This window comes from Rhizobium beringeri, assembly GCF_004306515.1.
GTDB classification, from domain to species: Bacteria; Pseudomonadota; Alphaproteobacteria; order Rhizobiales; family Rhizobiaceae; genus Rhizobium; species Rhizobium beringeri.
The window spans coordinates 2,404,018-2,426,899 of the sequence record NZ_SILG01000001.1; the positions used below are offsets into that span (position 1 = coordinate 2,404,018).

The 22,882-nt window shown below is 61.0% G+C and carries 25 protein-coding genes; 8 read left to right on the plus strand and 17 right to left on the minus strand.

The genetic code is table 11. The features are described from left to right. Nucleotides 1-48: 48 nt before the first annotated feature. Both ELH03_RS12160 and ELH03_RS12165 read right to left on the minus strand, forming a co-directional pair. Complete coding sequence (locus ELH03_RS12160) at nt 49-441, minus strand: VOC family protein (RefSeq protein ID WP_105006477.1); 393 nt, start codon at nt 439-441, stop codon at nt 49-51. 185 nt (nt 442-626) lie between these two features. Beyond that, nucleotides 627-1,409 carry an alpha/beta fold hydrolase gene (locus ELH03_RS12165; protein ID WP_130658990.1) on the minus strand — a complete coding sequence of 261 codons (783 nt, stop codon included), beginning with the start codon at nt 1,407-1,409 and terminating at the stop codon, nt 627-629. 370 nt (nt 1,410-1,779) lie between these two features. Between ELH03_RS12165 and ELH03_RS12170 the strand changes: the two genes are divergently transcribed. Then, nucleotides 1,780-2,466, plus strand: coding sequence for a GntR family transcriptional regulator (locus tag ELH03_RS12170; protein WP_130658991.1), 687 nt, complete (start codon nt 1,780-1,782; stop codon nt 2,464-2,466). Between the two features lie 10 nt (nt 2,467-2,476). On the opposite strand, the gene ELH03_RS12175 is transcribed toward ELH03_RS12170, so the two are convergent. Together ELH03_RS12175 and ELH03_RS12180 are read right to left on the minus strand one after the other, a co-directional pair. Then, on the minus strand, nt 2,477-2,845 hold the full coding sequence (locus ELH03_RS12175; RefSeq protein WP_432422306.1) for a Rap1a/Tai family immunity protein: 369 nt from the start codon (nt 2,843-2,845) through the stop codon (nt 2,477-2,479). 149 nt (nt 2,846-2,994) lie between these two features. Continuing rightward, nucleotides 2,995-3,606 carry an O-methyltransferase gene (locus tag ELH03_RS12180; RefSeq protein WP_130766332.1) on the minus strand — a complete coding sequence of 204 codons (612 nt, stop codon included), beginning with the start codon at nt 3,604-3,606 and terminating at the stop codon, nt 2,995-2,997. Nucleotides 3,607-3,875: 269 nt separating this feature from the next. On the opposite strand from ELH03_RS12180, the gene ELH03_RS12185 reads away from it, so the two are divergent. Further along, complete coding sequence (locus tag ELH03_RS12185) at nt 3,876-4,646, plus strand: siderophore-interacting protein (protein ID WP_130766333.1); 771 nt, start codon at nt 3,876-3,878, stop codon at nt 4,644-4,646. Between the two features lie 189 nt (nt 4,647-4,835). Here ELH03_RS12185 and ELH03_RS12190 read toward each other — a convergent pair whose 3' ends face one another. From ELH03_RS12190 to ELH03_RS12220, 6 genes are all read right to left on the minus strand, one after another. After that, entirely contained in the window at nt 4,836-6,047 is a 1,212-nt protein-coding gene (locus ELH03_RS12190; RefSeq protein ID WP_130658996.1) for an FAD-dependent oxidoreductase, read from the minus strand. A gap of 1 nt (nt 6,048) precedes the next feature. After that, complete coding sequence (locus tag ELH03_RS12195; protein WP_128412294.1) at nt 6,049-7,278, minus strand: Atu1372/SO_1960 family protein; 1,230 nt, start codon at nt 7,276-7,278, stop codon at nt 6,049-6,051. Nucleotides 7,279-7,301: 23 nt separating this feature from the next. Then, the gene (locus ELH03_RS12200; protein WP_128412295.1) at nt 7,302-7,964 is read right to left on the minus strand and encodes an amino acid ABC transporter permease; all 663 of its coding nucleotides are present in this window, start codon (nt 7,962-7,964) and stop codon (nt 7,302-7,304) included. Then, entirely contained in the window at nt 7,961-8,620 is a 660-nt protein-coding gene (locus ELH03_RS12205) for an amino acid ABC transporter permease (protein WP_128405374.1), read from the minus strand. The genes ELH03_RS12200 and ELH03_RS12205 overlap by 4 nt, the downstream gene beginning before the upstream one ends. Before the next feature lie 7 nt (nt 8,621-8,627). Then, the gene (locus ELH03_RS12210; RefSeq protein ID WP_047610405.1) at nt 8,628-9,380 is read right to left on the minus strand and encodes an amino acid ABC transporter ATP-binding protein; all 753 of its coding nucleotides are present in this window, start codon (nt 9,378-9,380) and stop codon (nt 8,628-8,630) included. A 183-nt stretch (nt 9,381-9,563) separates the two neighbouring features. Then, on the minus strand, nt 9,564-10,442 hold the full coding sequence (locus ELH03_RS12220; protein WP_128405372.1) for an ABC transporter substrate-binding protein: 879 nt from the start codon (nt 10,440-10,442) through the stop codon (nt 9,564-9,566). A gap of 162 nt (nt 10,443-10,604) precedes the next feature. Here ELH03_RS12220 and ELH03_RS12225 point away from each other — a divergent pair, with 162 nt between their 5' ends. Together ELH03_RS12225 and ELH03_RS12230 are read left to right on the plus strand one after the other, a co-directional pair. Continuing rightward, nucleotides 10,605-11,660 (plus strand): GlxA family transcriptional regulator, encoded by a 1,056-nt coding sequence (locus ELH03_RS12225; RefSeq protein ID WP_128405381.1) that lies wholly within the window; start codon nt 10,605-10,607, stop codon nt 11,658-11,660. A 149-nt stretch (nt 11,661-11,809) separates the two neighbouring features. Further along, complete coding sequence (locus ELH03_RS12230; protein ID WP_130658998.1) at nt 11,810-12,283, plus strand: MarR family winged helix-turn-helix transcriptional regulator; 474 nt, start codon at nt 11,810-11,812, stop codon at nt 12,281-12,283. A 32-nt stretch (nt 12,284-12,315) separates the two neighbouring features. On the opposite strand, the gene ELH03_RS12235 is transcribed toward ELH03_RS12230, so the two are convergent. Beyond that, entirely contained in the window at nt 12,316-13,617 is a 1,302-nt protein-coding gene (locus tag ELH03_RS12235) for an epoxide hydrolase family protein (RefSeq protein WP_130766334.1), read from the minus strand. 232 nt (nt 13,618-13,849) lie between these two features. Here ELH03_RS12235 and ELH03_RS12240 point away from each other — a divergent pair, with 232 nt between their 5' ends. Beyond that, nucleotides 13,850-14,266, plus strand: a complete 417-nt coding sequence (locus ELH03_RS12240; protein WP_130766335.1) for an NUDIX hydrolase — start codon at nt 13,850-13,852, stop codon at nt 14,264-14,266. Between the two features lie 41 nt (nt 14,267-14,307). Here ELH03_RS12240 and ELH03_RS12245 read toward each other — a convergent pair whose 3' ends face one another. Together ELH03_RS12245 and ELH03_RS12250 are read right to left on the minus strand one after the other, a co-directional pair. Next, nucleotides 14,308-15,351 (minus strand): DUF3095 family protein, encoded by a 1,044-nt coding sequence (locus tag ELH03_RS12245; protein ID WP_130766336.1) that lies wholly within the window; start codon nt 15,349-15,351, stop codon nt 14,308-14,310. 118 nt (nt 15,352-15,469) lie between these two features. Next, nucleotides 15,470-15,865, minus strand: a complete 396-nt coding sequence (locus ELH03_RS12250) for an Ohr family peroxiredoxin (RefSeq protein WP_130766337.1) — start codon at nt 15,863-15,865, stop codon at nt 15,470-15,472. A gap of 273 nt (nt 15,866-16,138) precedes the next feature. Between ELH03_RS12250 and ELH03_RS12255 the strand changes: the two genes are divergently transcribed. Further along, nucleotides 16,139-16,936 carry a class I SAM-dependent methyltransferase gene (locus ELH03_RS12255; protein ID WP_130766338.1) on the plus strand — a complete coding sequence of 266 codons (798 nt, stop codon included), beginning with the start codon at nt 16,139-16,141 and terminating at the stop codon, nt 16,934-16,936. Between the two features lie 26 nt (nt 16,937-16,962). Here the strand turns inward: ELH03_RS12255 and ELH03_RS12260 are convergent, their stop codons facing one another. From ELH03_RS12260 to ELH03_RS12275, 4 genes are all read right to left on the minus strand, one after another. Beyond that, nucleotides 16,963-17,583 (minus strand): hypothetical protein, encoded by a 621-nt coding sequence (locus tag ELH03_RS12260; protein WP_130766339.1) that lies wholly within the window; start codon nt 17,581-17,583, stop codon nt 16,963-16,965. Nucleotides 17,584-17,706: 123 nt separating this feature from the next. Further along, complete coding sequence (locus ELH03_RS12265) at nt 17,707-18,054, minus strand: CAP-Gly domain-containing protein (RefSeq protein WP_012757920.1); 348 nt, start codon at nt 18,052-18,054, stop codon at nt 17,707-17,709. Between the two features lie 137 nt (nt 18,055-18,191). After that, nucleotides 18,192-19,508, minus strand: a complete 1,317-nt coding sequence (locus ELH03_RS12270) for an extensin-like domain-containing protein (protein WP_130766340.1) — start codon at nt 19,506-19,508, stop codon at nt 18,192-18,194. 151 nt (nt 19,509-19,659) lie between these two features. Further along, complete coding sequence (locus ELH03_RS12275) at nt 19,660-21,477, minus strand: methyl-accepting chemotaxis protein (RefSeq protein ID WP_130766341.1); 1,818 nt, start codon at nt 21,475-21,477, stop codon at nt 19,660-19,662. A gap of 290 nt (nt 21,478-21,767) precedes the next feature. On the opposite strand from ELH03_RS12275, the gene ELH03_RS12280 reads away from it, so the two are divergent. Both ELH03_RS12280 and ELH03_RS12285 read left to right on the plus strand, forming a co-directional pair. Continuing rightward, the gene (locus ELH03_RS12280; protein ID WP_130766342.1) at nt 21,768-22,154 is read left to right on the plus strand and encodes an acyl-CoA thioesterase; all 387 of its coding nucleotides are present in this window, start codon (nt 21,768-21,770) and stop codon (nt 22,152-22,154) included. 19 nt (nt 22,155-22,173) lie between these two features. Beyond that, nucleotides 22,174-22,761 carry a hypothetical protein gene (locus ELH03_RS12285; RefSeq protein WP_017994435.1) on the plus strand — a complete coding sequence of 196 codons (588 nt, stop codon included), beginning with the start codon at nt 22,174-22,176 and terminating at the stop codon, nt 22,759-22,761. Nucleotides 22,762-22,882: the final 121 nt, after the last annotated feature.

Here is a 22,882-nt window from a genome sequence, read left to right on the forward strand (position 1 = left end):
TATGATTGTCCATGATCGGCACCGGGGTCGCCTCCCTTGGCGCCAAGCTCACGGATTCCAGCCGCCGCTGCCATAGGGGCGCGTGATGATTTCAACCAGGTGGCCGTTCGGATCTTCGAAATAGACCCCGCGCCCACTGTCGTGGTCATTGGTCTCGCTCGGCTTCCGCTGGCCGGGGTCAGCCCAGTAGCGCAGGTTCCGCTCGCGAATTCGATTGAATATCGCCTCGAATTCACCGTCTCCGACCAAGAAGGCGTAGTGTTGGCGGACGATCTCGCCTTCCGTATCCATATAATCGAGATTGGCGTCATTGTCGGTCGTGACCATGTAGAACGGGCCCCAGCGCCGCGGCGCCGGCAGCCCCAACATGTCGGCCAGAAAATCTGCCGAGGCCTTGCTGTCGCGAGCCAAGAGGATTGTATGATTGAAGTGGATGGCCATAGCGGTCTCTCGCAAACGAGGTGAACTGCAACCTCGATGGAGGCTTAGCTCGGTTAAACACCCTTGTCCGCCTCTTGTTCCGAACCTCGGCCAAACTTGACGCGACCGTCGCGGCATCATGGCCCATCACCAAAGCAAGCCGGTGACCAGCCGGCGAACGGCCCTGCCGCTTCCCGGCCTCGGCATCAGTCCGTATTTTGCCCCGCCGCCGTGAGGATCAGCTTTGTGAGCTCGTCCGGGTGGGAGATCAACGACAGATGGCTGGCCTGGATTTCAATGGTCTTTGCTCCCATGCGTTTGGCCATGAAGCGTTCGAGATCGGGATTGATCGTCCGGTCCTCGGTCGAGACGGCATACCAACTCGGCTTCGAACGCCAGGCGGCCTGTGTCGTCTTGCCGGTCAGCAGCGCCTTCTGGAACGGTTGCTGCACGGCATAGAGCACTTTCGCCTTCGCCTCCGGCAGGTCGCCGGCGAAATCACGCAGGAAGGCTTCCTCGCTGAGGCGTCCCTCGTCGCCGTCGAAGACGATGCCGGCGGACGCCGGCGGCGTCGGGAAGGTTTTGGCGAGAGCGGTATAATCCTCATCCGCATCCGGCGCCCGCGCCGCGACATAGACGAGCGCCGAAACATCCGGGTGCACGCCGGCCTCGGTGACCATCATGCCGGAAAACGAATGCCCGACGAGAACCGTCGGGCCATCCTGCCGGTCGAGCACCCGCTTCACGGCAGCGACGGCCTCGGGCAGCGTCGTCAGCGGGTTCTGCACCGCCGTGGCATTGAGCCCGGCCGCTTGCAGGCGCGCGATCACCTCGGTCCAGCACGAGCCGTCGGCAAACAGCCCGTGCGCCAGCACGACGTTGCGCGCCTTCACGGGAGCGGATGTCGCGGCCATGCCGCGTGTGGCAAGCAGAGAAGCGGCGGCGCCGGCAACAAGGGCGGCCGAGAAAGTCCGTCTGTTCATCATCATGATCTGGTTCCTCGTGTGTCCAGGAATTGAAGGATCGAAAGCATGTCGGCTCGGGACCGAAGAACGGAAGCCAAGTCAAAATCGGTTGGTCTGTGATGCCGTGTCGGGACGGTTCGCTTTGCTCGGCGCGACGCGCTGGCCTTCGTCACGCTGCGGCTCCCGTCGTATTCAAATTCGGCAGTTGAAGCGGTTTTGCGTATGCAGAGGCCCGCTTACTGGAGATTTATGTATTCCCATCCGACATAATGTCAATTATTGAATACGTAACACCTTCGTGATGCCGCACATGTATACGCCGAACGGGCACGCAATCGCATTTGCATACACGGGCGCTCGGGGCCGATGCTTGAAACAGATTGGAGACAACGGAATGGCGAATGGTTTCGAAACCGGGGATGACGGCGATGATCGAGGGTTGCTCTCCGACCGCATTCGCAACGCCCTGACCGATGAGATCGCCACCGGCGCGCTGGCGGCGGGCGCAGCGTTGGACGAACAGCAGCTTGCCGATCGTTTCGGCGCCTCCCGCACGCCGGTTCGCGAAGCGCTGCGTCAGCTGGCGGCGGGCGGCCTCGTCGAGCTTCGCGCCCGGCGCGGCGGCGTCGTCGCCCGCATGACGCCGGAACGCATCATGGAGATGTTCGAGACGGTGGCCGAGATCGAGGCGGTATGTGTCAGGCTCGCCACCTACCGCATGACGCCGCTGGAGCGGAGCCACCTGATCGAACTGCACGACCTCTCAGAGCCGATTGTCGAAGCCGGAAATTTCGACGCCTATGACAGCTTCAACCGCCAATTCCATGAAGCCATCTATCACGCCACCCACAATGGCTTCCTTGCCGAACAGGCGATCGCCGTGCGCAACCGCCTGAACGCCTTCCGGCGCACGCAATTGCGCCAGGGCGAACGGCTGCGCCGATCCCGGGACGAACACGAGGCGATCATGCAGGCGATAGCCGAAGGCGACGGCGAAATGGCATCCCGGCGCATGCGCGCCCACATGCTGAATGCCGCCACCTCGCTCAGCCGTTTTATCGAAACCAACAAGCCCGCGTAAGTTCGACGTCCTACGGCGCGGGGCAGCGGTATTTGTAGGCGATCAACGTCGTCATCAACTCGTCGCCGGTGGCCTCGCGTATGCCGGGATTCTCGTCCAGGAATGTACACAACGTATTGCTGATTGCTTCCGCGGTGGTTCCAACCGGCACACAGACGTTTACCCCAACGGAGTTGGCAAAATACGCCGAGTTCACCATTGCTTTCGGCGCGGGAACGACTTCGGTGAAAATACGGCGGGCCAAATACTCGTCCCGGTTCCACTTGTCCAACCAACCCGCGACATATCCGACGACAAACTGCCGTGAGCCGCCGCAATCAGAATAAAGGAAGTCACCGCTCGAAAATCCGGCGGGAACCTTTGCTGAAGCCGTTGCCAAAAGGGTGGCGATAAGGATGCCCTACATCACATCTCCAAAGCTCGCTATAACGCAGAGCTTTGATCGGGACCGTGTCGGAAATTAGCTTAAAACGTGTCTTCTTTTTTGCTGCAACTAAAAACAAAATGGCCGCTAATCTCACCTCAGCCTCAATCGAACCGACTGACCTCAAGCCCGCTGCCGACCGGCAGGAGCACGCTTGATATCCCGGGCTTGGCACGGACAGCCTCGCCATAGCGTTTGAGATCATCGCCTCCCGGGCGCAGCATGTTGTCAGCGACGATGATCGCGCCCGGATTGAGCCTGGGATAGAAAGCTTCGAGGCAGGGAACGTAGAGATCCTTCCAGAGATCCACCAGCACGAAGTCGATGCCGGAGGAAAGCGCGCCGATCATCTGGACGGCATCCCCAACCTTGAATTCCACATACTCGGCGAGCCCTGCCTTGACCGCCATGTCGCGTGCGTAGGCCGATTTGTAACCGTGCATTTCCATGGTGATCAGCCGCCCGCCAGAAGCGCGCGCGGCTTCCGCCAGCCATATCCCGGAATAACCGAAGGAGGTGCCGAGTTCGAGAATGGTCGGGCTCTTGAGGCTCTTGGCGAGGATATTGATGAACTGTCCGGTCGCAGGCCCGACCGCCCGCAGCCGCTGATCCTGTCCTCCGTCGCGCCCGCCAGGAGGCAGTTCGCGCGGACTGTTATGCTCCGTCTCGATCATCGCGTGATAGATGTCGAGCACGTCCTGGATTCTGCTGTTCATTGTCTTCTCCATGACCGCCTGCGCGTTGATCAGCCGATCATTGCCCGACCGAAACACCGCCGGAAAGTTAAACTTTGGCAATCATCGCCATTGCTACGCCCCTTGCGGTTGCACATGCCGCCGTCGTCGGCTACATCATGCCGTCAATGGTCGGGTCACCCGGCCACGTAAGCGTTAACGTCACTCAACGCGTATGATCGAACGGCTCTGCGGCTTCGATCTGCGCGACTGTGTCCTGCGGATCGAGTTCAAAGAGCTCCTGAGGACACATGGATAACAATCAACTCAAAGATCAGACTTCACCGGCTCCCGGCATCGAACGGGTCCGCCACGACACGCGAAGGCGCACTCTCTCGGTCGAGAGCGTCGTCGACATCACTCCCGGCATGCGCCGCATCACATTGACCGGCGATGATCTTGCCGATTTCATCAGCCTTGCCCCCGACGACCACATCAAGATTTTCGTGTCGGCCGCCGATGGCAGCGAAGAACGCCGTGACTACACGCCACGCCGTTATGACAATATCGAACGGAAATTGATCATCGATTTCGCCTTGCATGAGGCAGGTCCAGTGACCCAATGGGCGATCGACGCGCGCGCCGGCGACAGTCTCGAGATCGGCGGACCAAGGGGCTCCGCCGTAGTGTCGAAGACCGTAAAACGATGGCTGCTGATCGGCGACGAAACCGCACTGCCGGCGATCGGCCGCCGGATCGAGGAGAGCAGCGCCGGAACCGTCATCACCACAATCGCAGCCGTCAGCGGCCCGTTGGAAGAACAAGTCTTCGAGACATCAGCCGAACTGCACGCCCACTGGGCGCACCGGCCTCTTTCGCAGGCAACCGATGCCACTGCACTGCTGAAACTGTTGAGCACGGTCGATATCCAGCCGGAAACCTTCATCTGGGTGGCGGCGGAAGCCTCGGTGACACGCGATATCCGCGCCTACCTGCTGGAACGAGGTTGCCCGCTCGGCTGGATCAAGGCATCCGGCTACTGGGTGTTCGGCAAGGCCGATAGGACCGAGAAATTCGGCTAGGACCAACCCGCATTCCGGATTCCATTTGGTGATGAGTTCTGACTCCCTTCGTTCCGGATTTTAAGATCCGGAACGATCAGATTGAGGTGAAGAGGTATGAATTGAGCGAAGTCCCGGCAGCCTCTGCCGGAACGCTGCGGCAGGTGGAAGAGCGTCCACAACTGTAAGCACCGGGCGCCGACCACCGACTTATTGAACGAGATCGACCACGCGGCGGGCAGAACCTAATGCAAGCGTCCATCCCAACATGCCGTGACCGGCATTGATGTAGAGACCTTTGATGCGTCGGGAGGCAGCGATAATGGGCTTGGAGGTCGGAGTCATAGGCCTCTCGCCCGACCATCTCATCAGTTCGTCCGATCGCTCGAAAAGGTCGGGCAGCACTGCAGACGCGGCCAGCTTGAGCGTGTCGAAACGTCTGGCATCAAAACCGGCCCCGGGACGCTCGATGTCTGCCAGTCCGGCGACACGAAAACGGTCGCCGATGGCTGCAAAGGCAAGCTTTCGCTTGACGTCTGTCAGGCTGATACTTGGTGCAAGGCCAGTTCTTGGAATGGTGAGCGAGTAGCCTCTGACGGGGCGTATGTCCCGGGCTTCAGGCAAATCGGACATCAGGGAGCGGATCTGCGGTCCTGCCGCAACGATGGCCGCGTCGACGCGAAGCTCGTCGCGGTCCTCGAACCTCAATCCTGTCAGCACGCCTCCCGTTTGGACGAAGCTCGAGACCCTCCTGCCGAAAAGCACCGACACCTGCCCGCGCTCGATCATCCAGGCGGTGAGCTGGCGGCAAAATCCGGCCGCATCGCCGAGGGCATCACCTGGAGTGTAAACGGCCCCGGCAATCTCTCCCTGATACGCGGCGAGCGCAGGTTCGATGTTTTCCGCCTCCACTCGCGTCAGCAGGCGCTGTTCGAAGCCAAGGGCATTCTTGCGGGCGACACTGGAATCCGCGGCAGCAAAACTTTGCCGATCGGCGTAGAGATGCAGTTTTCCGGCGACACGGTAATCGAATTCGACATCGGTTTCCTTAAGCAGGATTGCGAGCTCGTGACGGGATTGTTCGGCAAGGCGCAGGATGTCCTGCGTATTGTTCCACCAACACCTGAACCGGGTATTGGCAATAAATTTCAGGCCCCAGCATAGAAAGTCCCGATCGAGTTGCCAGCGGATCCGGAAGGCCGGATCGCGGCCCATCGCGATGGATGGCAGATGCTTCAGCAGGGCTGGCGATGCCATAGCGTCACCATAGGCCCAGGACAGCTGCGCGGCGTTGCCGGCACTCGCCCCCATGCCAGGCTCACTTGCCGCATCGATAAGTGTCACATCATGCCCCGCCCGGGCCAGAAGGTAGGCCGACGATACGCCGATGACGCCGGCGCCGATCACCGCAATACGCGCCATCTCAAGCCTCGTCGCCGACGACGGCCGTCAACTCGACCTCAACGGGAACCCCGCGCGGCAGAGATGTTACGCCGATCGCGATGCGGGCATGCGCCCATCGATCCGGGAAAAGCTCTCGGAGTAGTTCCGAAGCGCCATCGACGACGGCGCCGTGGCGCTCGAAAGCAGCATCCGCCGCGACATAGCCCGCCAGCCGGACGAAGCCCAGAATGTTGTCAAAGCCGCCCGCAGCCCCCTCCAGCTGCGCAAGCGCATTGAGAAGCGCCCAGCGCGCGCATTCTCGCCCCTCTTCGATGGAGACGCGTGCTCCGAGGTGTCCCGTCTGCAGCACCACTCCGTCCTTCAGCGGCACCTGACCGGAAACGGTGATGATATTGCCGTTCCGCACAGCCCCGGAAAATGCACCTGGCGGCGAGGATGCTTCCGGCAGAGCAAGCGCGAGCTGTGCCAGCCGTTCGCGTACGCGATTGCTTCCAGCCGATGAAGCATCGCGTGCCTTGCGGGCCGCCGCTTCTGCGCTGCGGTCGACAAAGGCCCCTATGATATTCCTGTCGAGTTCGGTCAGCCGGTATTCGGGATGCCACTGGATGCCGAGGCAAAAGCCGTCCGTTTCCCCTTCGAACGCTTCGATGGTGCCGTCCGGCGCCCTTGCAGCGATACGGAAGCGCCCGTGGCCGGCCAAAGCATGCCGGTGCAGGCTATTGACGCGTGCCGGCCCCTTCCCCACCCAATCGGTCAGCACGCTGCCCGGCTCGACTATGATCTCGTGCGCCAAAACGTCGGGGATATCTTGCGGGATGTGTGATTCGGCGGCGGCCGGCAGTTCGGATTGAAATTTGCCTCCAAGGCATTCACCGATCAGCTGCATGCCGTGGCAGATGCCGAGAAGCGGCTTGCCCGTTTTCAAGGCCTGCTCGACCAGCTGAATTTCGAACTGCCTGCGCGCGCCTGTCACCTCCGTCCCCGGCCGCGCACCGGTGAGGACGATCCCATCGGCGAGTGCCAACGCCGAGGCCAGGTTCTCGGTGTTATAAGGCAGGATCAACGGAATTCCCCCGGCCTCGGCTATGGCGTCCGCATAGTTGGCACGCACCACATACTCCGTCTCGGTCGGCGCATCAGGCGCCTCGCTGACGTCGGGCGTCATGAGGATCACCGGCCAGCGAGGTTCATGCGATTGCGTTGCATGCCGACGGGCGTTGCCCGTGACAACGGTCGTTTCAATGGTCATGGTCTTGGCCTTGTGATGACGAGTTAGCGGGCGGCCGGAAGGGCTAGCCGGCGTGAGAGGACCGAGAAAGGCCAGGCTATCGCGAAGTAGCAGAGGCCGACGCCAATGTAGATTTGCAAGGGCAGGAAAAACTCGGTCGCCATGGACCGCCCGGTGAGGACCAGTTCGTTGACGGTAATCAGCGAAGCGAGCGAAGAATCCTTGAGCAGCGAGACGAAGGTGATGATCATCGGCGCCAGAATGACACGCGCGACCTGCGGCAGGATGATCAGGACGAAGCTCTGGGCCGGGGTAAAGCCCGCGGCCAACGCGGCTTCGCTCTGCCCGGCCGGTATAGCCTTCAGGCCGGCGCGGAAAAGCTCTGCGACCTGGGCCGCGAAACACAACGCCAGGCCCGCAATCGCCGCGCCGAAAGCATCAAAGACGATCCCGATACCCGGCAAACCGAAATAAAGCAGAAACAAAACCGCCAGCAGCGGCACGCCACGCACGATCGTCACATAAAGGGCCGCAAAATACCTTAGCGCCGCGAAACTGGATTTCTGGCAGAGCGACAGCAGCAAGCCAAAAACGAATGCCAGCGCAAAGGCACAAACGGAAAGCAGGGCCGTATTCACCATCGCCCGCAGCAGGAGAGGCAGCCATTCGGCACCATAATCGCCATAGGGCGCTAGGAATGCACTCATCCTTTCAATCTCCCGTAACGTCTTTCGAGGAACCGCGTGACCTGCATCAAGGGCAAGCTCAGCAACAGGTAGAGTGCCGCCGCCGTCGCGTAGATCATTGTTGTCTGGAAGGACGACGTCACCATTGAACGGGCAAAGAACATGATTTCCGGCGCCGCAATGGCCGAGACGACGGATGTATCCTTGAGAAGCTGCACCGCGTAGTTCCCGAGCCCTGGAAGCGCTATCCGCATGGCCTGTGGCGTCAGGATCTCAAAGATCGTCTGGAGCGGGGTCAGCCCTGCGGCAAGCGCCGCCTCCGCCTGCCCACTAGGCAGCGCGGCGAAACCGGCGCGAAAGATTGCACAGGTGATCGCCGCTCCGATGAGCCCGAGGCCCAGGACGGCCGCCGTGATTGACGTCAATTTCACGCCGAGGCTGGCAAGCCCGAAATAGAGGATGAACAGATGCGTCAAGGCCGGCACATTGCAGAGAATCTCGCAACAGGCATCGATCGTCAGATCGATGAACTTGATCCCGGCAAATTGCCTGAGCAGGGCGAGAAGGAACCCGAAGACGGCTGCGAGCGCCAGTGAGGCGATCGTGACGAAAACGGTTACGCCGAGCCCGGCGACGAGCCCCTCGACGACCGAGAAGAATATGGAAAATCCGGTCATGACGCGCCTAGTGCCGGATCTTGTTGAGAAACGCTTGCGTGCGCGCTTCGCGGGGAGCGGTTATGACCTGGCGTGCCGGCCCGGCTTCGACGATGGTGCCGCCGTCAAGAAACAGGACGCGATCGGCAATGTCGCGCGCAAACGCGATCTCGTGAGTGACGATCAGCATCGTGCGCCCTTCGGCTGCCAGCTCCTCCATCACTTTCAGAACCTCCTGGACCAGTTCGGGATCGAGTGCGGATGTCGGCTCATCGAACAGCATGAGCTTGGGCTTCTGGGCAAGCGCTCGCGCAATCGCGACACGCTGCTGCTGGCCGCCGGACAGTTCGAGCGGTGAGGCGTCGGCGCGGTGTGTCATGTGGACTTTGGCCAACATTTCCAAAGCCAGTTCGCGTGCCTCGGCAGCAGGCAGGCCGCGCACCTTGCGCGCCGCGATCGCCACGTTTTCCGTCACCGACAGATGCGGCCAGAGATTGAAGAGCTGGAAGACCATGCCCATCTCGGCGCGTTGCGGTGCAAGTTGCCGGTCGCTCATGACATGGCCGTTGCGCACGCCGATCCGCTCGCCGTCGAGGCGGATCTCACCGGCACTGGGCTTTTCCAGAAAATTCATGCAGCGCAGACAGGTGGATTTCCCGGAGCCGGATGGGCCGATCAGGGCAATCTTCTCACCTGGCGCGACATCGAAATCGATGCCTTTGAGAACTTCGATAGGACCATAGCTCTTGCGCAGGCCTGCAACGCTGAGAAGCGCATTCATCGCCGTTTCCTTATGCGATCATATCTACAGCGCCGCGCGTCTTTTCAGACGCGCCAAGGACGCTGTAGCACTTTGAATTGCTGCATAATTTTCTCCTGAAATCGATTCCGATTTAAGGGATTATGCAGTAGGCGAAGAGAGTGGACGAAAGCCGCGAATTGCAGCTTCCGTCCGCACGGTCGTTCAGCCGCCAGCTGCGCAGGACGGCAGCTTGTAATCTGCGGGGCGATCGACGCCGGCGCGGAAATTTTGACCCACAGGCTTGAACCAGACATCCGACGACAATCCGTAGCGGGCGCCGATTTCCTTCATCTCGCAAGTCTTCCACATGTCGGCGATGATGGCGTCCATCTTCTGGCGCAGATCGTCGTTCTTCTGATTGAGGCCATAGACGACCTGCCCGAGACCGGTCAGCAGCGGGAAATCCGGACTGTTATCGGTGAAGGCAAGGAAGTGCATATTCCAATCAGGGTTCTGCTTGATGGCGAAGGAGATCACCGGCGGATCGCCGATGACAGCGTCGATGCGCCCGGCGATAAGATCGCGCACGGCCGCATCGGAAGTGTCGTAGAGCGAGAGCTGGAGATCTTTGATGCTCTTCAATTCCGGAATGAACGAAAAGCCGGTGATCGTGCCGATCTTCTTGCCTTCCAGGTCAGAAAGCTTGTCCCAGTTCGTCTTCGTCGACTGCATGATGCCGTTCTTGAAGTAGTGGATCGGCTCGGACAGGGTCATGATCTTCGTACGCTTTTCAGTCCAGCCCATGGTGCCGAGCATGACGTCGACGCGGCCTGACTGAACGGAGGCGATGGTACCCGACCATTCCATGAGCGCAGGCTGAACCTTGAGGCCGAGCTTGTCGGCAATGCGCTGCATGATTTCACCGTCATAACCTACCAGCTTCCCGTCCTGCCAGCCGGAGCCGGGCATGTCGCCGGTGAAGGCAACCGTCAGCTTGCCCTGCTCGGCAAGTTCGAAAGCATTGGCGATAGATGAAAGGGACATGAAGCTGCCTGCCAGCAGAGCGCACGTCACCATCCTTCTCGAAAGAGAAAGTGCCATTGTTCTGATCCTTGATTTGTTGGTTCCCCGGTCCGGTGGTTTCTGTCCCCGGATGTCGCGTTCGACGAGAGGAAACTTGACACTGAAGACTGCCGCTGAATTTTATAAATCGGACATTTTCTTTGAAAAAAGGACATGATGACTCTATCATCGCCACACGCCATGATCACATCCGAGGAACCTTCCGAAATATCCGCCAACGAGCCGGACTATGTGCGCTGGCTCGACGATCTTTGGGCCGAGCGACTTCTGGTCGCACGCGACCGAAAGGCCGATCTCTCTGTCGGCATTCTCCTCTGGCCGACCTTCCCGATGATGTCGCTGACGGGTATCGTCGAGCCTCTCAGGCATGCGGCGGACTTTGCCGACAATTCCCGTCCATTACATTGTCGCTGGTCGATCATGGGGGCTCCGGGCCATGCAGCGGTCGCCAGCTGTGGCATCCGGGTTCACGCCGATGCGCCCTACATTAACCCGACCGACTTCGACTACGTCGTGGTTATCGGTGGCCTCCTGCCACATCTGCGCGCCGCACCTAGCAAGCATCGCGACTATCTCAGGGTGGCGGCATCGGCAGGTGTCCCGGTAATTGGCGTGTGTACGGGCGCCTTCATATTGGCGCAGGAGGGACTGCTCGCCGGACGCAAGGCGTGCGTTCATCCCTTTCACGCGGAGGACTTCCGGATTGCCTTCCCGCGTCTTGCCTTCTCCACCCGCGATGACTTCCTGATCGAAAACGGCCGCATTACCGTGCCTGGCGGCGTATCGATCCTGTCGCTGATGACTGAACTCATCCGCACGCATTGCGGACCGGATCGGGCGGCCAAGGCCGTGCACCAGCTTTCGCTCTCGGAGCAGAAGCACATGAGCGCCTTCGATCACGGCCGCGCCACAACATTTCGCCGCACGGAAGATTCGCGCATACAGCGAGCCGTCGTTCTCATTGAGAGTCGGAAAGGCCGCGACGTCTCACCGGAACAGGTGGCCTCTCTGGTCGGCCTGTCACCACGCCAGTTCGCGCGTCTGTTCCAGGACAATATCGGCATGACCCCGAAGCGCTTTATAGTCGAGACGAGATTGCGCTATGGCCGGTTTCTGGTCGAAAACAGCACACTGCCCATGACGGCGATCGCCTTTGAAATCGGGTTCTCCGACTCCGCCCATTTCGCGACCGCTTTTCGCAAGAAGTATGGGAAGCCTCCCAGGAGTTTCCGCTGATCTTTGTCGAGTCACCACAAACGGCAGGATCGAAAATCGAATTCGACACTATTGCGATTTAATCGGATGCGATTTATATAGATATCATCGTCAGAAAGCTTGGACAGGATGGACCTATGCCGACATCTAAAGCAGCTAAGGGGCCGGATATGCCCGCGCCCACCTCCTCGCCAGCGAGCAAGGAAGGCAGGAAACTTTCGAATTTCCTGTGCTTCGCGGTCTATTCGGCAAATCTCGCCTTCGGCCGCGCCTACAAGCCGATCCTGGACGAGCTTGGCCTGACCTATACCCAATATATCGCCATGGTGGCTCTCTCCGAAGAGGACGACCAGACCGTCGGCGTGTTGGGGGAAAAGATGTTCCTCGAATCCAACACCCTGACGCCCATCCTCAAGAAGCTGGAGTCGAATGGCTATATCACCCGTCACCGCGATCCCGCCGACGAACGGCAGGTACGGGTCAGCTTGACGCCGGCGGGACGCCAACTCGTTGAATCTGATCCCGCCAACGCGCTGCTTGGCGCCACCGGCCTCGGCGACGACTTTCCCGTCGTGCAGAAATCGGTGACGACGCTGCGCGATAACCTGCTGCGGTCAACGCAGGGCGAACCGGGGAAATCGTGATCGCGGCATCAGTCGCCTGATCCGGGGTGGGTCTACTGCCGCAGCGGCCGGAACGCCGTCCTGAGCTCGGCAGTGAAAGCCATCGGCTGTTCCCAGGCGGCGAAGTGACCGCCCTTCGGCAGCCTGGCGTAGTGGATGAGCTTCGGATAGGCCTTCTCCGCCCAGCTCTGCGGCGCCTGGTAGATCTCATCGGGAAAAGCACTGACCGCCACCGGGATCTTGATGCCCCTGGGGTCGAAGAACCCGCCCGACGGATGGTGCGCGTTGTCCCAATAGAGGCGTGCCGAGGAGATTGCGGTGTTCGTCAGCCAGTAGAGCGTGATGTTGTCGAGGATATCGTCCTTGGTCAGCCCCTCGGGCTCTCCGTCGAAAACGCGGGCGATCATCCGGTAACTGCGGATGTCGTGGTCGAGCATCCACGACGCAAGCCCGACCGGCGAGTCGACGATCCCGTAGAGCGTCTGCGGCCGGTTGTTCATCTCGATGGCATAGCCCAGCCCATTCTTGTAGAAGTCGTCGAGCTGATCGAAGGCGCGCCTTTCGTCCGGCGACAGGTCGGCTGGCGGCATGCCGCCGGCGGCAAGAGCCTTAGCGATGTCAGCAGGAACCGTGGCCGCCATGTTCGTATGGATGCCGAGCAATCCCGGCGGCTCCTGCACCGCCATCAATTCGGTCACCGCGTTGCCCCAGTCGCCGCCCTGCGCCACGAATTTCGTGTAACCGAGACGTTGCATCAGCGTCACCCAGGCGTGCGCGATGCGCGGCGGATTCCAGTTCCCCGCCCCCGTCGGTTTCCCGGAAAAGCCGTAGCCCGGCAAAGACGGGATCACCACGTCAAATGCGTCCTCTTCGCTCCCGCCATGCGCTGTGGGGTCGGTGAGCGGTTCGATGATCTTCAGCTGCTCGATGATCGAGCCGGGCCATCCATGTGTGACGATCAGCGGCAGCGCATTTTTATGCTGGGAGCGCACGTGAATGAAATGGATATCCAGCCCGTCGATCTCGGTGATGAACTGCGGCAGCGCATTGAGCCGCGCCTCCATCTTGCGCCAGTCGTAATCCGTCGCCCAATGCTTTGCGAGTTTCTGGATCGTTGCGAGCTGCACGCCCTGCGTATCATCCGCGACGGTCTCCTTGTCAGGCCAACGGGTGGCCGCGACGCGCCGGCGCAGATCGTCAAGCTGATCCTCGGGGAAATTGGCGCTGAAGGGGATAAGCCCGTCGCCGTTTGCCTCAGCGCTACGCGTCCCGGCAAACATGCTCATGGCTCCGGCGGCGGCCGTGGCGGCAAGCAGCTCGCGCCGCGTGGGCGTCGATAGGGATGTGGGTGGCATGACGCTCTCCTCTCCGTTTGATCTGTTCGGAAACGGACGAAGATCGACTGACCGACCTCGTTCGTAACAGCAGGTCATTCGCGTCTGTCCGGGGACTATGCGCCCGGGCAATGAGGGGGTCAACTTACCCTGTCAGGCTATGCATCGACTGTCTCGATAGACGACTGGTCCTTGCAAAGAGCCGTGGCTGCGGGCAGCATCGGCGCGAGATCGATGAGGCAGAGGAGAATGCATGCCCGACATCGCGATGGGCGTCTTGAGCCAGAACGGAACCGTTCTTCTGGCTAGGCGCAGTGCCGAGCGCAAGGTGCACCCGGACCGCTGGAGCCTCCCCGGCGGCCATGTCGAAGAGGGCGAAGGCGCCGAGACGGCAATGTGCCGGGAACTGATCGAAGAAATAGGCGTGACGCCGCAGCGCTGGCGGTTTGCAGGACGGTTCGGATCGGAAGGCCCGCCCGAAGCATCCGTCATCTTCCATGTCTATCACGTCGATAAATGGCACGACCAACCGCGACTTGTCGGTGATGAACACACAGAGCTCAGATGGTTCACCGCCGCCGTGATAGAAAAGGAAACCGAATTGGCGTTGCCTCAGCTCACTGACATGCTGGCAAACCTGGCCATGCGGGAAACAGGCACGCCCGCTTAGGTCACTTCACGGTCACGACGTCTCGCCGGCTGGACGGCTCTTCAGTGCGCATGATGCTGAACGTCACCAAGCGCACCGGCCTCCATCATCTCGGCCGCCCTCGCATAACCGCCGCCCATTCCGTCGAGGAAATGCAGGTGCGAGTCCGCGCTGCCTGATGGCACGAGGCAGGTCATCAGCGCATGCGACTGGCGGTGCAGTCCGAAGTTGATCTCGCCGCGCGCCCTTGCCGGAACGAGGATCGCTTCGACCCTGTCGATCTGTTCCGGCGTGCAGTCCAGCGTCAGGCGCAAACCGTCGTCGAACTTGCGGAAATCCGAGCTGGCGGCGACCTCCGACCAGCCTTTCGCATCGACCTGCTTCCCGCTGTCTCCTGACAAGGGAACACCGGCGGGAAGCGGATGAGATTGGCGCGGCGCGGTATCGAAAACCGCAAGCACACGCTTCGCCAGCGCCGCAAAGACCTCGGAACTGATATGGTCACTTGGCTCGACCAGCAGCGACAGGATCTCGCCTCGCTGGCTTGGGAATGGGGTCCAGTCACAGCTCAGTCCAGTCAGATCAGGCTTCGCCGCGTAGCGGCCCGGCTTGACCAGATACCGGCCATTCCTAATCTGCTGCTCCGCCCATTTGAGCCCTCCCCCTGTAAACATCGCATAGGTCGCGTTCTCGGAGGCGGCATAGCGGGCAATTCTGACGTCGCGCCCACCGGCCCGGATTTCACGCACGGTGAGCAGCCCGATCCGAAGGTTGAGGTCGAGATCGGTGCTGGCAAAGCTTGCGACCTGCCGCAATGCCGAGGTCGCGGCCATGATGCCCTGCGGCGGCAAGGCGAATGCCGCCCCATCCCCACGAAACACGAAGGGGAAATCGAACGAACCCCAGGCATTGCCGAGCGCCGCGATAACAGATGCGCCGGCATAGTTGACGTCTTCATAGCGCCCCGACCGGATCGCAGCGGTCGAGCTGACGACGTCGGTGATGCCGATCAGCCAGTCATCGGGCAATGGCTCATAGACATCAGGGTCGAGCACGAGTGAAAACTCGTCATAGGCCTGGTGCGGCTGGGCGTGGCTATTGATCATGGCATATTCTCCAGATCGGCAAGGTTTCCGGTGCCTGCTACCTCAGGAAGGGGTCTGCCAGCCGATCGGCAGGCCCTCCGCATCAAATCCTCTGACGGTGGGGTCCGCCCTTCCCCGCTCAGACAAGCCTGGTCTGGACGTCGATATTGCCGTGTGTCGCCTTGGAATAAGGGCAGATGCCATGGGCTGCCTCGATCAACTCCTCAGCAACGTCGCGATCGATGCCGGGCAGGCTGACATTGAGGCGCGCCCTGAGGAAGAAGGAGCCGTTATCGACGTTGAGATCGATCTCCGCGTCGACCTCGGGACCGGCCGGCAGCGCGATCTTCCGCTGCGAGGCGGCGAACTCGATGGCGCCGATATAGCAGGCCGACCAGGCGATGCCGAACAGGTTTTCGGCAGCCGGATGCGGTTGCGGCAGCTTGATGTCGATCGTGCCGTCGCTGCTGCGTGCAGAGCCGTTGCGGCCGCCGGAGATGTGGGTTTTGCCGGTAAAAAGAAGCTTCTCGGTCATGATGATATCCTTTCGGTTTGATTTATTACGCGTCCGATTAAATCGGATACGCTCTAATACGCCGCACCAAAACCGATGTCAACACTATTCCGATTTAATCGGATGCGATTTATTTCTCCGGCCAAACTCATCACATCAAGGTAATCCTCAACGTCAGCTGTGCGAGCAGGCCGACCCGCTGCGCAAAGTCACGTCTTGTCCGGGAACAGAGCCCTCTATAGGCTCTGCCGGCAAGCGCGAGGTGGCTCCCATGAAAAAGCCCGGAGAGATGCCATGTCCTCCATAACGGCAGACAATGCGGGACACTATGTCGACAGCCGGAAGCTCGCCGCGCGGGCTCGACTGCATAGCCAATACACCATCGCCGAGACGCCCTGGTTTCCATGGGTTGCGGCGCAATTGTCCCTGAAGTCGGGCGATCGTGTCCTCGACGTCGGCTGCGGACCGGCCTGGTTCTGGGCAGCAACGGCAGGTCTGCTGCCGGAGAATCTTGACCTGACGCTCGCCGACCTTTCACAAGGCATGGTCGACGAGGCGGTGGCGCGTTGCAGCGCCCTGCCATTCGGCTCCGTCTGGGGTTGCCAAGCCGACGCTGCCGCGCTTCCCTTCGAAGATGGCGCCTTCGATGCCGTGGTCGCGATGCATATGCTCTATCACCTGCCCGAACCGGCCGCCGGCATCGCGGACATGTCAAGAGTGCTGAGGCCGGGCGGCCTACTCGCGGTCACAACCAACGGCGCCGGCAATATGCGCGAGATCTACGCGCTGACGACCTTGTTCGGCAGTGCCCCATCTGATCCGGCTGCCGAAGCCTTCGGATATGACGCTGCCGAACGATCGATGCGGTCGCAGTTTGGAAACGTGAGCATGTCGCAGCATCCGGCAAGCCTGAGGATCACTGAGCCCGAGGATGTATTCCTGGCGCTCACCTCCTACCCGCCCGGCGATGGCGCCAGCGAGCTCCAGCTCACCAAGTTCCGTCAAGCCGTTGCCGATGCCTTCAGCCAACGCAACGGCGTGCTTGAGGTCCGAAAAGAGACCGCGCTGTTCCTGAGCAGGAAGACGGCCTGATCCGTATCGCGGTGTCTGATGCGGCCTTACGACCGCGGCCGGCCGTCGTCGAACAGCGTGGCCAGCCACTGATAATATCGCGGCTGCTTCTCCCGCAGCTGGCTGCGCGAATGAGGCGGCCGGTCGATGTCGCCGAACAGGTAGACGCTGGCCGTGACCGCGAAGAATTCGTGGCTATTGCTCATCATGTAGGAATCGCCTGGCCAGACCCGCCGGCCGATATCGAAGAATTGCGTGACATCGGCATTGTCGAATCCCTCAGGAAGCATCCGGTCGTGATAAGCATGCAGAAGTTCATGCAGGATGATCGGCTTGTCGGGCGCAAGATTTTTGACGCGCAGGTCGATGCCGGTCTTGCTGCTGTAGTGGCCAGGCCCGGCTTTTGCGGCGGCGGGGTTGGCCCAGATCCTGATCGTGCGCATGAAAGTGAGGGCATCGGGTTTCAGATCGACATGCTCGACAATGTCGAGCTGCCGCTTGACGGCCGCGACCATCTCCCGATCGGGCTCCGCGCCCTTGGCGTTGGTGAGATCGACCTGCCATCCGTGATAGTTGAAAACCAGCGGATCGGCGGCCGCCGCATCCGTTGCCGCGACCGTAATGGCGATGGCAGCGCAGAGCGCCAGGATTCTCGAAATCGGTCTCACGGCCCCTCCTCTACATGTCCGACGCGGACTGTTGCACAGGCACCCTGAAGGCACAATCGCGTCACCACGGCGTTGATGTCGCGCGCATAAAGTCGGAAAAATGCTGATGTCGCCGGGCGGCGCTCAGACCTTTTCTTTCTTCCTGATTTTTTCCTTCGGTTCCACCGGCGCATCGGGCGTCGGCGCCAGAAGCTTGCGCAGTGACGAGATCTTGTCCTTCACCAGCGGCCGGAAGCGCGTCGCGCGATAGGGCATGTCGGCCGCACCATAACCCTCCGGCCCGTCGTCATTGCCGCGATTGATTTCCGCGAGCTTCACCCCGATGAAGGTGCCGTCGATATAATGGGTATATTCGCCCACCCAGCGGATCGTATAGATCTCGCCTTTGCGGATGAGCTGGTCGATGCTGACATGCTTGAAGGTATCGTTGATGCAGACGACCTTCTGGCCGACGTGGAAATCATAGCTCATGGATCAAACTCTCGAAACGGCAATCCGCCTCGCCGATCTATAGCGTGCCCTGCGGCGGGGATGAACCGTTTTCTGCCAGCCCGGCCCAATTGCGGCCGCAACATCAGCATCCGCCGCATGGTTTAGGAGGACATGCATCAGTCACAATAGGCCTTGCCGCTCTTGCGGGAGCGCAGATCGAAGTGAAAGTGGTTCCAGTGCTCCGGGTTGCTGCCCGGACCGAGTACGGTGTTGAAATAGCGGCAGCTGTCGCTGCGCACCGCCTTCAGCAGCCGCCCCTCGCGTAGCGAGAACAGCCCCTTCTTGCGCACGTCGATCTCGTGGCCGTTCTTCAGCACGAACTTGCCGACGTCGATGGCGTTGCCGCGGGCGTGTTCCGACATCGGATTGTATTTCTGCCGGCTGTTGTTCATGCGCCGGCAGGAATAGCCGCCGAGCGGCTGGATCGTCTTGATGCCGGACCAGTAACGGTAGCGGGCGGACGGTGCCAGTTCGTTCTTCACCCATTTGGCGAAGGCGAGCGTCACCTGGCAGTTCAGCGTTACGGCCGGGCGAACGCCGATATTGCCGGAAAGCCCCTTCAGCGACACCGGATAAGGCACCTGACAGGCCGGCCCATTCGAAATCGGCGGCTTGTCGTCGAAGAGCACGCCCATGCGCTTCAGCTCGCGCCGGCAGGCAAGCTCGGAGGATGGCATGACGCTGGGATCGACGGGTGCCGCCGGCTCGCTCATCATCGGATTGTTCGGCCGCAGCATCGCGACCTCTTCGCTCTCGTCCTCTTCGGGAACACGGGTTGGCGCCACCACGGGGCTGCCGTCGTTCCAGGCGGGCGCCCGGCTCATCTGCGTCTGCGCAGCCGGTTGCGGCATCGGCTGCTGCGCGGGTTGGCGCATAGGCTGGTTGAGCTGCGTCGGATTGTCGGTGCCGATGCCGTCGACAACCGGCTCGGTGGCATTGCCCTCGGCGATCTGCTGCTGTTGCTCCTGCGCCAGCCCGACGACCGGCTCGGCCCCGAGCTCATCATCCATGTTGACGCCGCCGGATGGGATCGCAAGATCCTGCGTGCCGCCCCAGTTCTGGTTCTGCTGCGCCAGCGCCTCGTCGCTGTCGATCATCGGCAGCTTGCGCCCCGGTGCGGTTTGCGACGGAGCGGCTCGTGCAGCGTGGCCAGTACCGGCAAGGTTCGGCGTGTCGAGGTAATCGACGGAGCCCTGGCTATTGCCGACGGGCGCGCTGGAAACCGGATAGGAGGCCTGACTTTCCACGGGTGCCATTCGGACCGAGGGCGCCATGCGCGCCGCTGGCGCCCGCGCGGGCGAGATCGAGCTGACCCTGGTGCCGTTGTCGACATTGGCCGGCGGCACCAGCCCATCACTGATCGAACAGGTCGTCAGCGCCGCCGAGAGGATAACGGGCAAAAGGATTCGCCGAGGAAAGGAAACAAACGCCATACTCTTATCGCTTCCACAGGCTGGCTGGGCAGTGACCGAAAAAACTCACTCCAATTTTAATTAAAAACGGTGAATGAAAACTTACCGGCACAATCTGAACGCGACGGAATTGAAAAAGGCCGGTTTCCCGGCCTTTAATCTCTCCGCTTCCTCACGCTGCCCGTGTGTATCGGGTCACCGCCGACTGCTCCGCGCGCAGGCGAAAATTCGCGAGCAGCGTTTTCAGCTGGGTGCTTTCGTCGGCAAGCGTGCGGCTTGCCGCCGTCGTTTCCTCGACCATGGCGGCATTCTGCTGGGTCATCTGGTCCATGTGGTTGACGGAACCGTTGATCTCGTTCAGCCCCGTTGACTGCTCGCGTGCCGCCGTGGCGATCGATGCAACGTGATCGTTGACCTGATTGACCAGCGCCTCGATCTCCAGCAGCGCTTCGCCCGTCGAGCGCACCAGCGCCACCCCGCCCTCAACTTCCGTCGCCGACCGGCTGATCAGCTCCTTGATCTCCTTGGCCGCATTGGCGGAACGCTGGGCGAGTTCGCGCACCTCTTGGGCAACGACTGCAAAGCCGCGGCCCGCTTCGCCCGCCCGCGCGGCCTCGACGCCGGCATTTAGCGCCAGAAGGTTCGTCTGGAAGGCGATCTCGTCGATGACCGAGATAATCTGACCGATGCGGTTGGACGAATCCTCGATCCGGCCCATCGCGGTGACCGCATTGCGGACGATCTCTCCAGATTTTCCGGCGCTTGCCTTGGTCTCGGCCACCATCTCGCGCGCCTCGTTCGCCCGTTCGGATGCCGTCTTGACCGTCGCGGTGATCTCGTCGAGCGCTGCCGCCGTCTCTTCGAGTGCGGCCGCCTGCTGCTCCGTGCGCTTCGACAGATTGCCGGTCGCCTCGCTGATGTCGGAAGCGCTTTCGTTGACGACATGGCTCGATTCGGCGATCGCATGGATCACACCGTTCAGCGCATCGACAGCGGCGTTGAAATCGCCCCTCAGCTTGGCGTAATCCTCGCCGATATCGCCGATCACAACCGTCAGGTCACCGCCCGCCAGCTTCTCCAGGCCGACGCCGAGCGCCTGCATCGCTTGAGTTTGCCGTTCGGACGCCGAACGCAGACTTGCCTCGTTGCCGCGGCGCTCTTCCTCGATCTGCCGCTGCCTATCGTCTTCCCGCCCGCGCAGCGCGCTACGCTCACCGACGGAGTCGCGCAGCACCAGCAGCGCCTTGGCCATCTGGCCGATCTCATCGCGACGGTCACTGCCTGCGATCTCCACCGATGCTTCTTCGGCGGCAATCGCGTTCATCGCCGCCTTCAGCCGGGCGATCGGCGCCGTCACGCTGCGCACGATGGCATAGGCGATGGCAATTGTCGCGGCGGCGCCAAGCAGGCAGAGCAGCGCGGCCCACATCGCGTTCTGGCGATAGAGCGCGGCAAGATCATCCGCATAGACACCTGTGCCGACGATCCAGCCCCAGGGCTCGAAACCGGCGACATAGGAATATTTCAGCACTGGCTGGTCGGCGCCCGGCTTCGGCCAAAGATAATCGACGAAGCCCTTACCGTCCTTCTTCACCTTGTTGACGAACTCGACGAACAGGAACTTGCCGGTCGGATCCTTCATCTGGGAGATATCGGTGCCGTTCAACTGCGGCTTGATCGGGTGCATCACCATGGTGGGACGCATGTCGTTGATCCAGAAATAGCCGTCGGCGCCGTAGCGCATCGCGCCGATCACGTCCTTGGCGGCCGCCTGCGCCTGTTCGCGGGTCATCGTGCCCGCCTGCTCCATCTTGTAATATTTGTCGAAGATGCCGAGCGCCGTCGCATCCATTTGCGCCAGCCCCGCCTTCCGCTCCGCTTCCAGCTCGGAATAGGAATAGTTCAGGAAGAAGACCATCGTCGCCGCCAGTACGGCAAGTGTGAATCCGACGAGGCAGTAAAGACGGGTGGAAATCTTGATGTTGCGCATGAGGTTCCCGGCGATTCTTGTATTTGAGATCGATCGCATTCTGAATTGCCGGAATTACTGGAGCGTAAAGCTTAATTAGAAGATGATTAAATAACGTTAGGTCAGGTAACAGTTGCAAAATTCAACCATTTGAAATCGAATGGGATTTCAATCGGCAAAGGCGGCAACATTTTTCTCGTCGACCGCCTGTTGCGCTTGGCCTTGCCGTCTTTTACAGCCCACAGCCTTTGCACTAGGGTGCTCCCCAGTGAATCGCCGGCCCATGGCCCGCACCAGATGGAGAAGACTTGATGACCGATGCCGCCAAGCCGAGAGGCGAACTGACGCTCAGGACGCTTGCCATGCCGGGCGATGCCAATCCAGCTGGCGATATCTTCGGCGGCTGGGTCATGGCGCAGATGGACCTTGCCTCAGGCATCCGCGCCGCAGAGCGTGCCAAGGGCCGCGTCGTCACCGCTGCGGTCAAGGAGATGGCCTTCGAGTTGCCGGTCAAAATCGGTGATACGCTTTCCGTCTATACCGATATCGACCGCGTCGGCCGCACCTCGATCACCCTCTGCGTCGAAGCCTGGGCGCACCGCGCGCGTTACGCCAAGATGGAAAAGGTCACGGCTGGCACCTTCATCATGGTGGCTCTCGACGAAGAGGGCAAACCGAAGCAAGTCCCCAAGGAGTGACAGACCAAGGATTGAAAGTATGGAAACGGTCAGCTCGCCGGAGGTCTTCCTTCACATCAAGGTGGTGATGGGCATGGTCATCAGCCTTTCGCTCGCCAGGGTGCTGACCGGCCTTGCCGGCATCGTCCAGCATCCAGGCAAGGCCAAGGTCTATCCCATCCATCTCGGCTGGGCACTGTCGATGTTCCTGTTCATCATCCATATCTGGTGGTGGGAATATCGCCTGCAGGCCGTGCCGGCCATCGGCTTTGGCATCTATCTCTTCCTGATCTGCTTCTGCAGCCTGTTCTTCCTGCTCTGCGCCCTGCTCTTCCCTGCTACACTCGACGAATATGGCGGCTACGAGGAATATTTCATTTCCCGGCGCAAATGGTTCTTCGGCATCCTCGGCCTGACCTACGCCGTCGATATTCTCGACACGGCGCTCAAGGGCCATGAACGCATCCTCTCTCTCGGCTGGGAATACCCAGCCCGCAACATCATCTACATCCTCCTCTGCGCCATCGCCGCCTGGACTCCCAACCGCCGCTTCCACGCCGCCTTCGTCATCGCCAACCTGATCTACCAAATCAGCTTCATCTTCCGCCTCTATGATGTGCTGGGGTGAGACGTGGTCCCGCGAAGCGGGAGCAATCGATCCAGTGAATCGATTGCAGCTTCGAACGCCCAGAGCCCAAGCGAAGGGCCGGGCAGCCGCAAACTCCATCCCCACAAAACCGTCACAAACA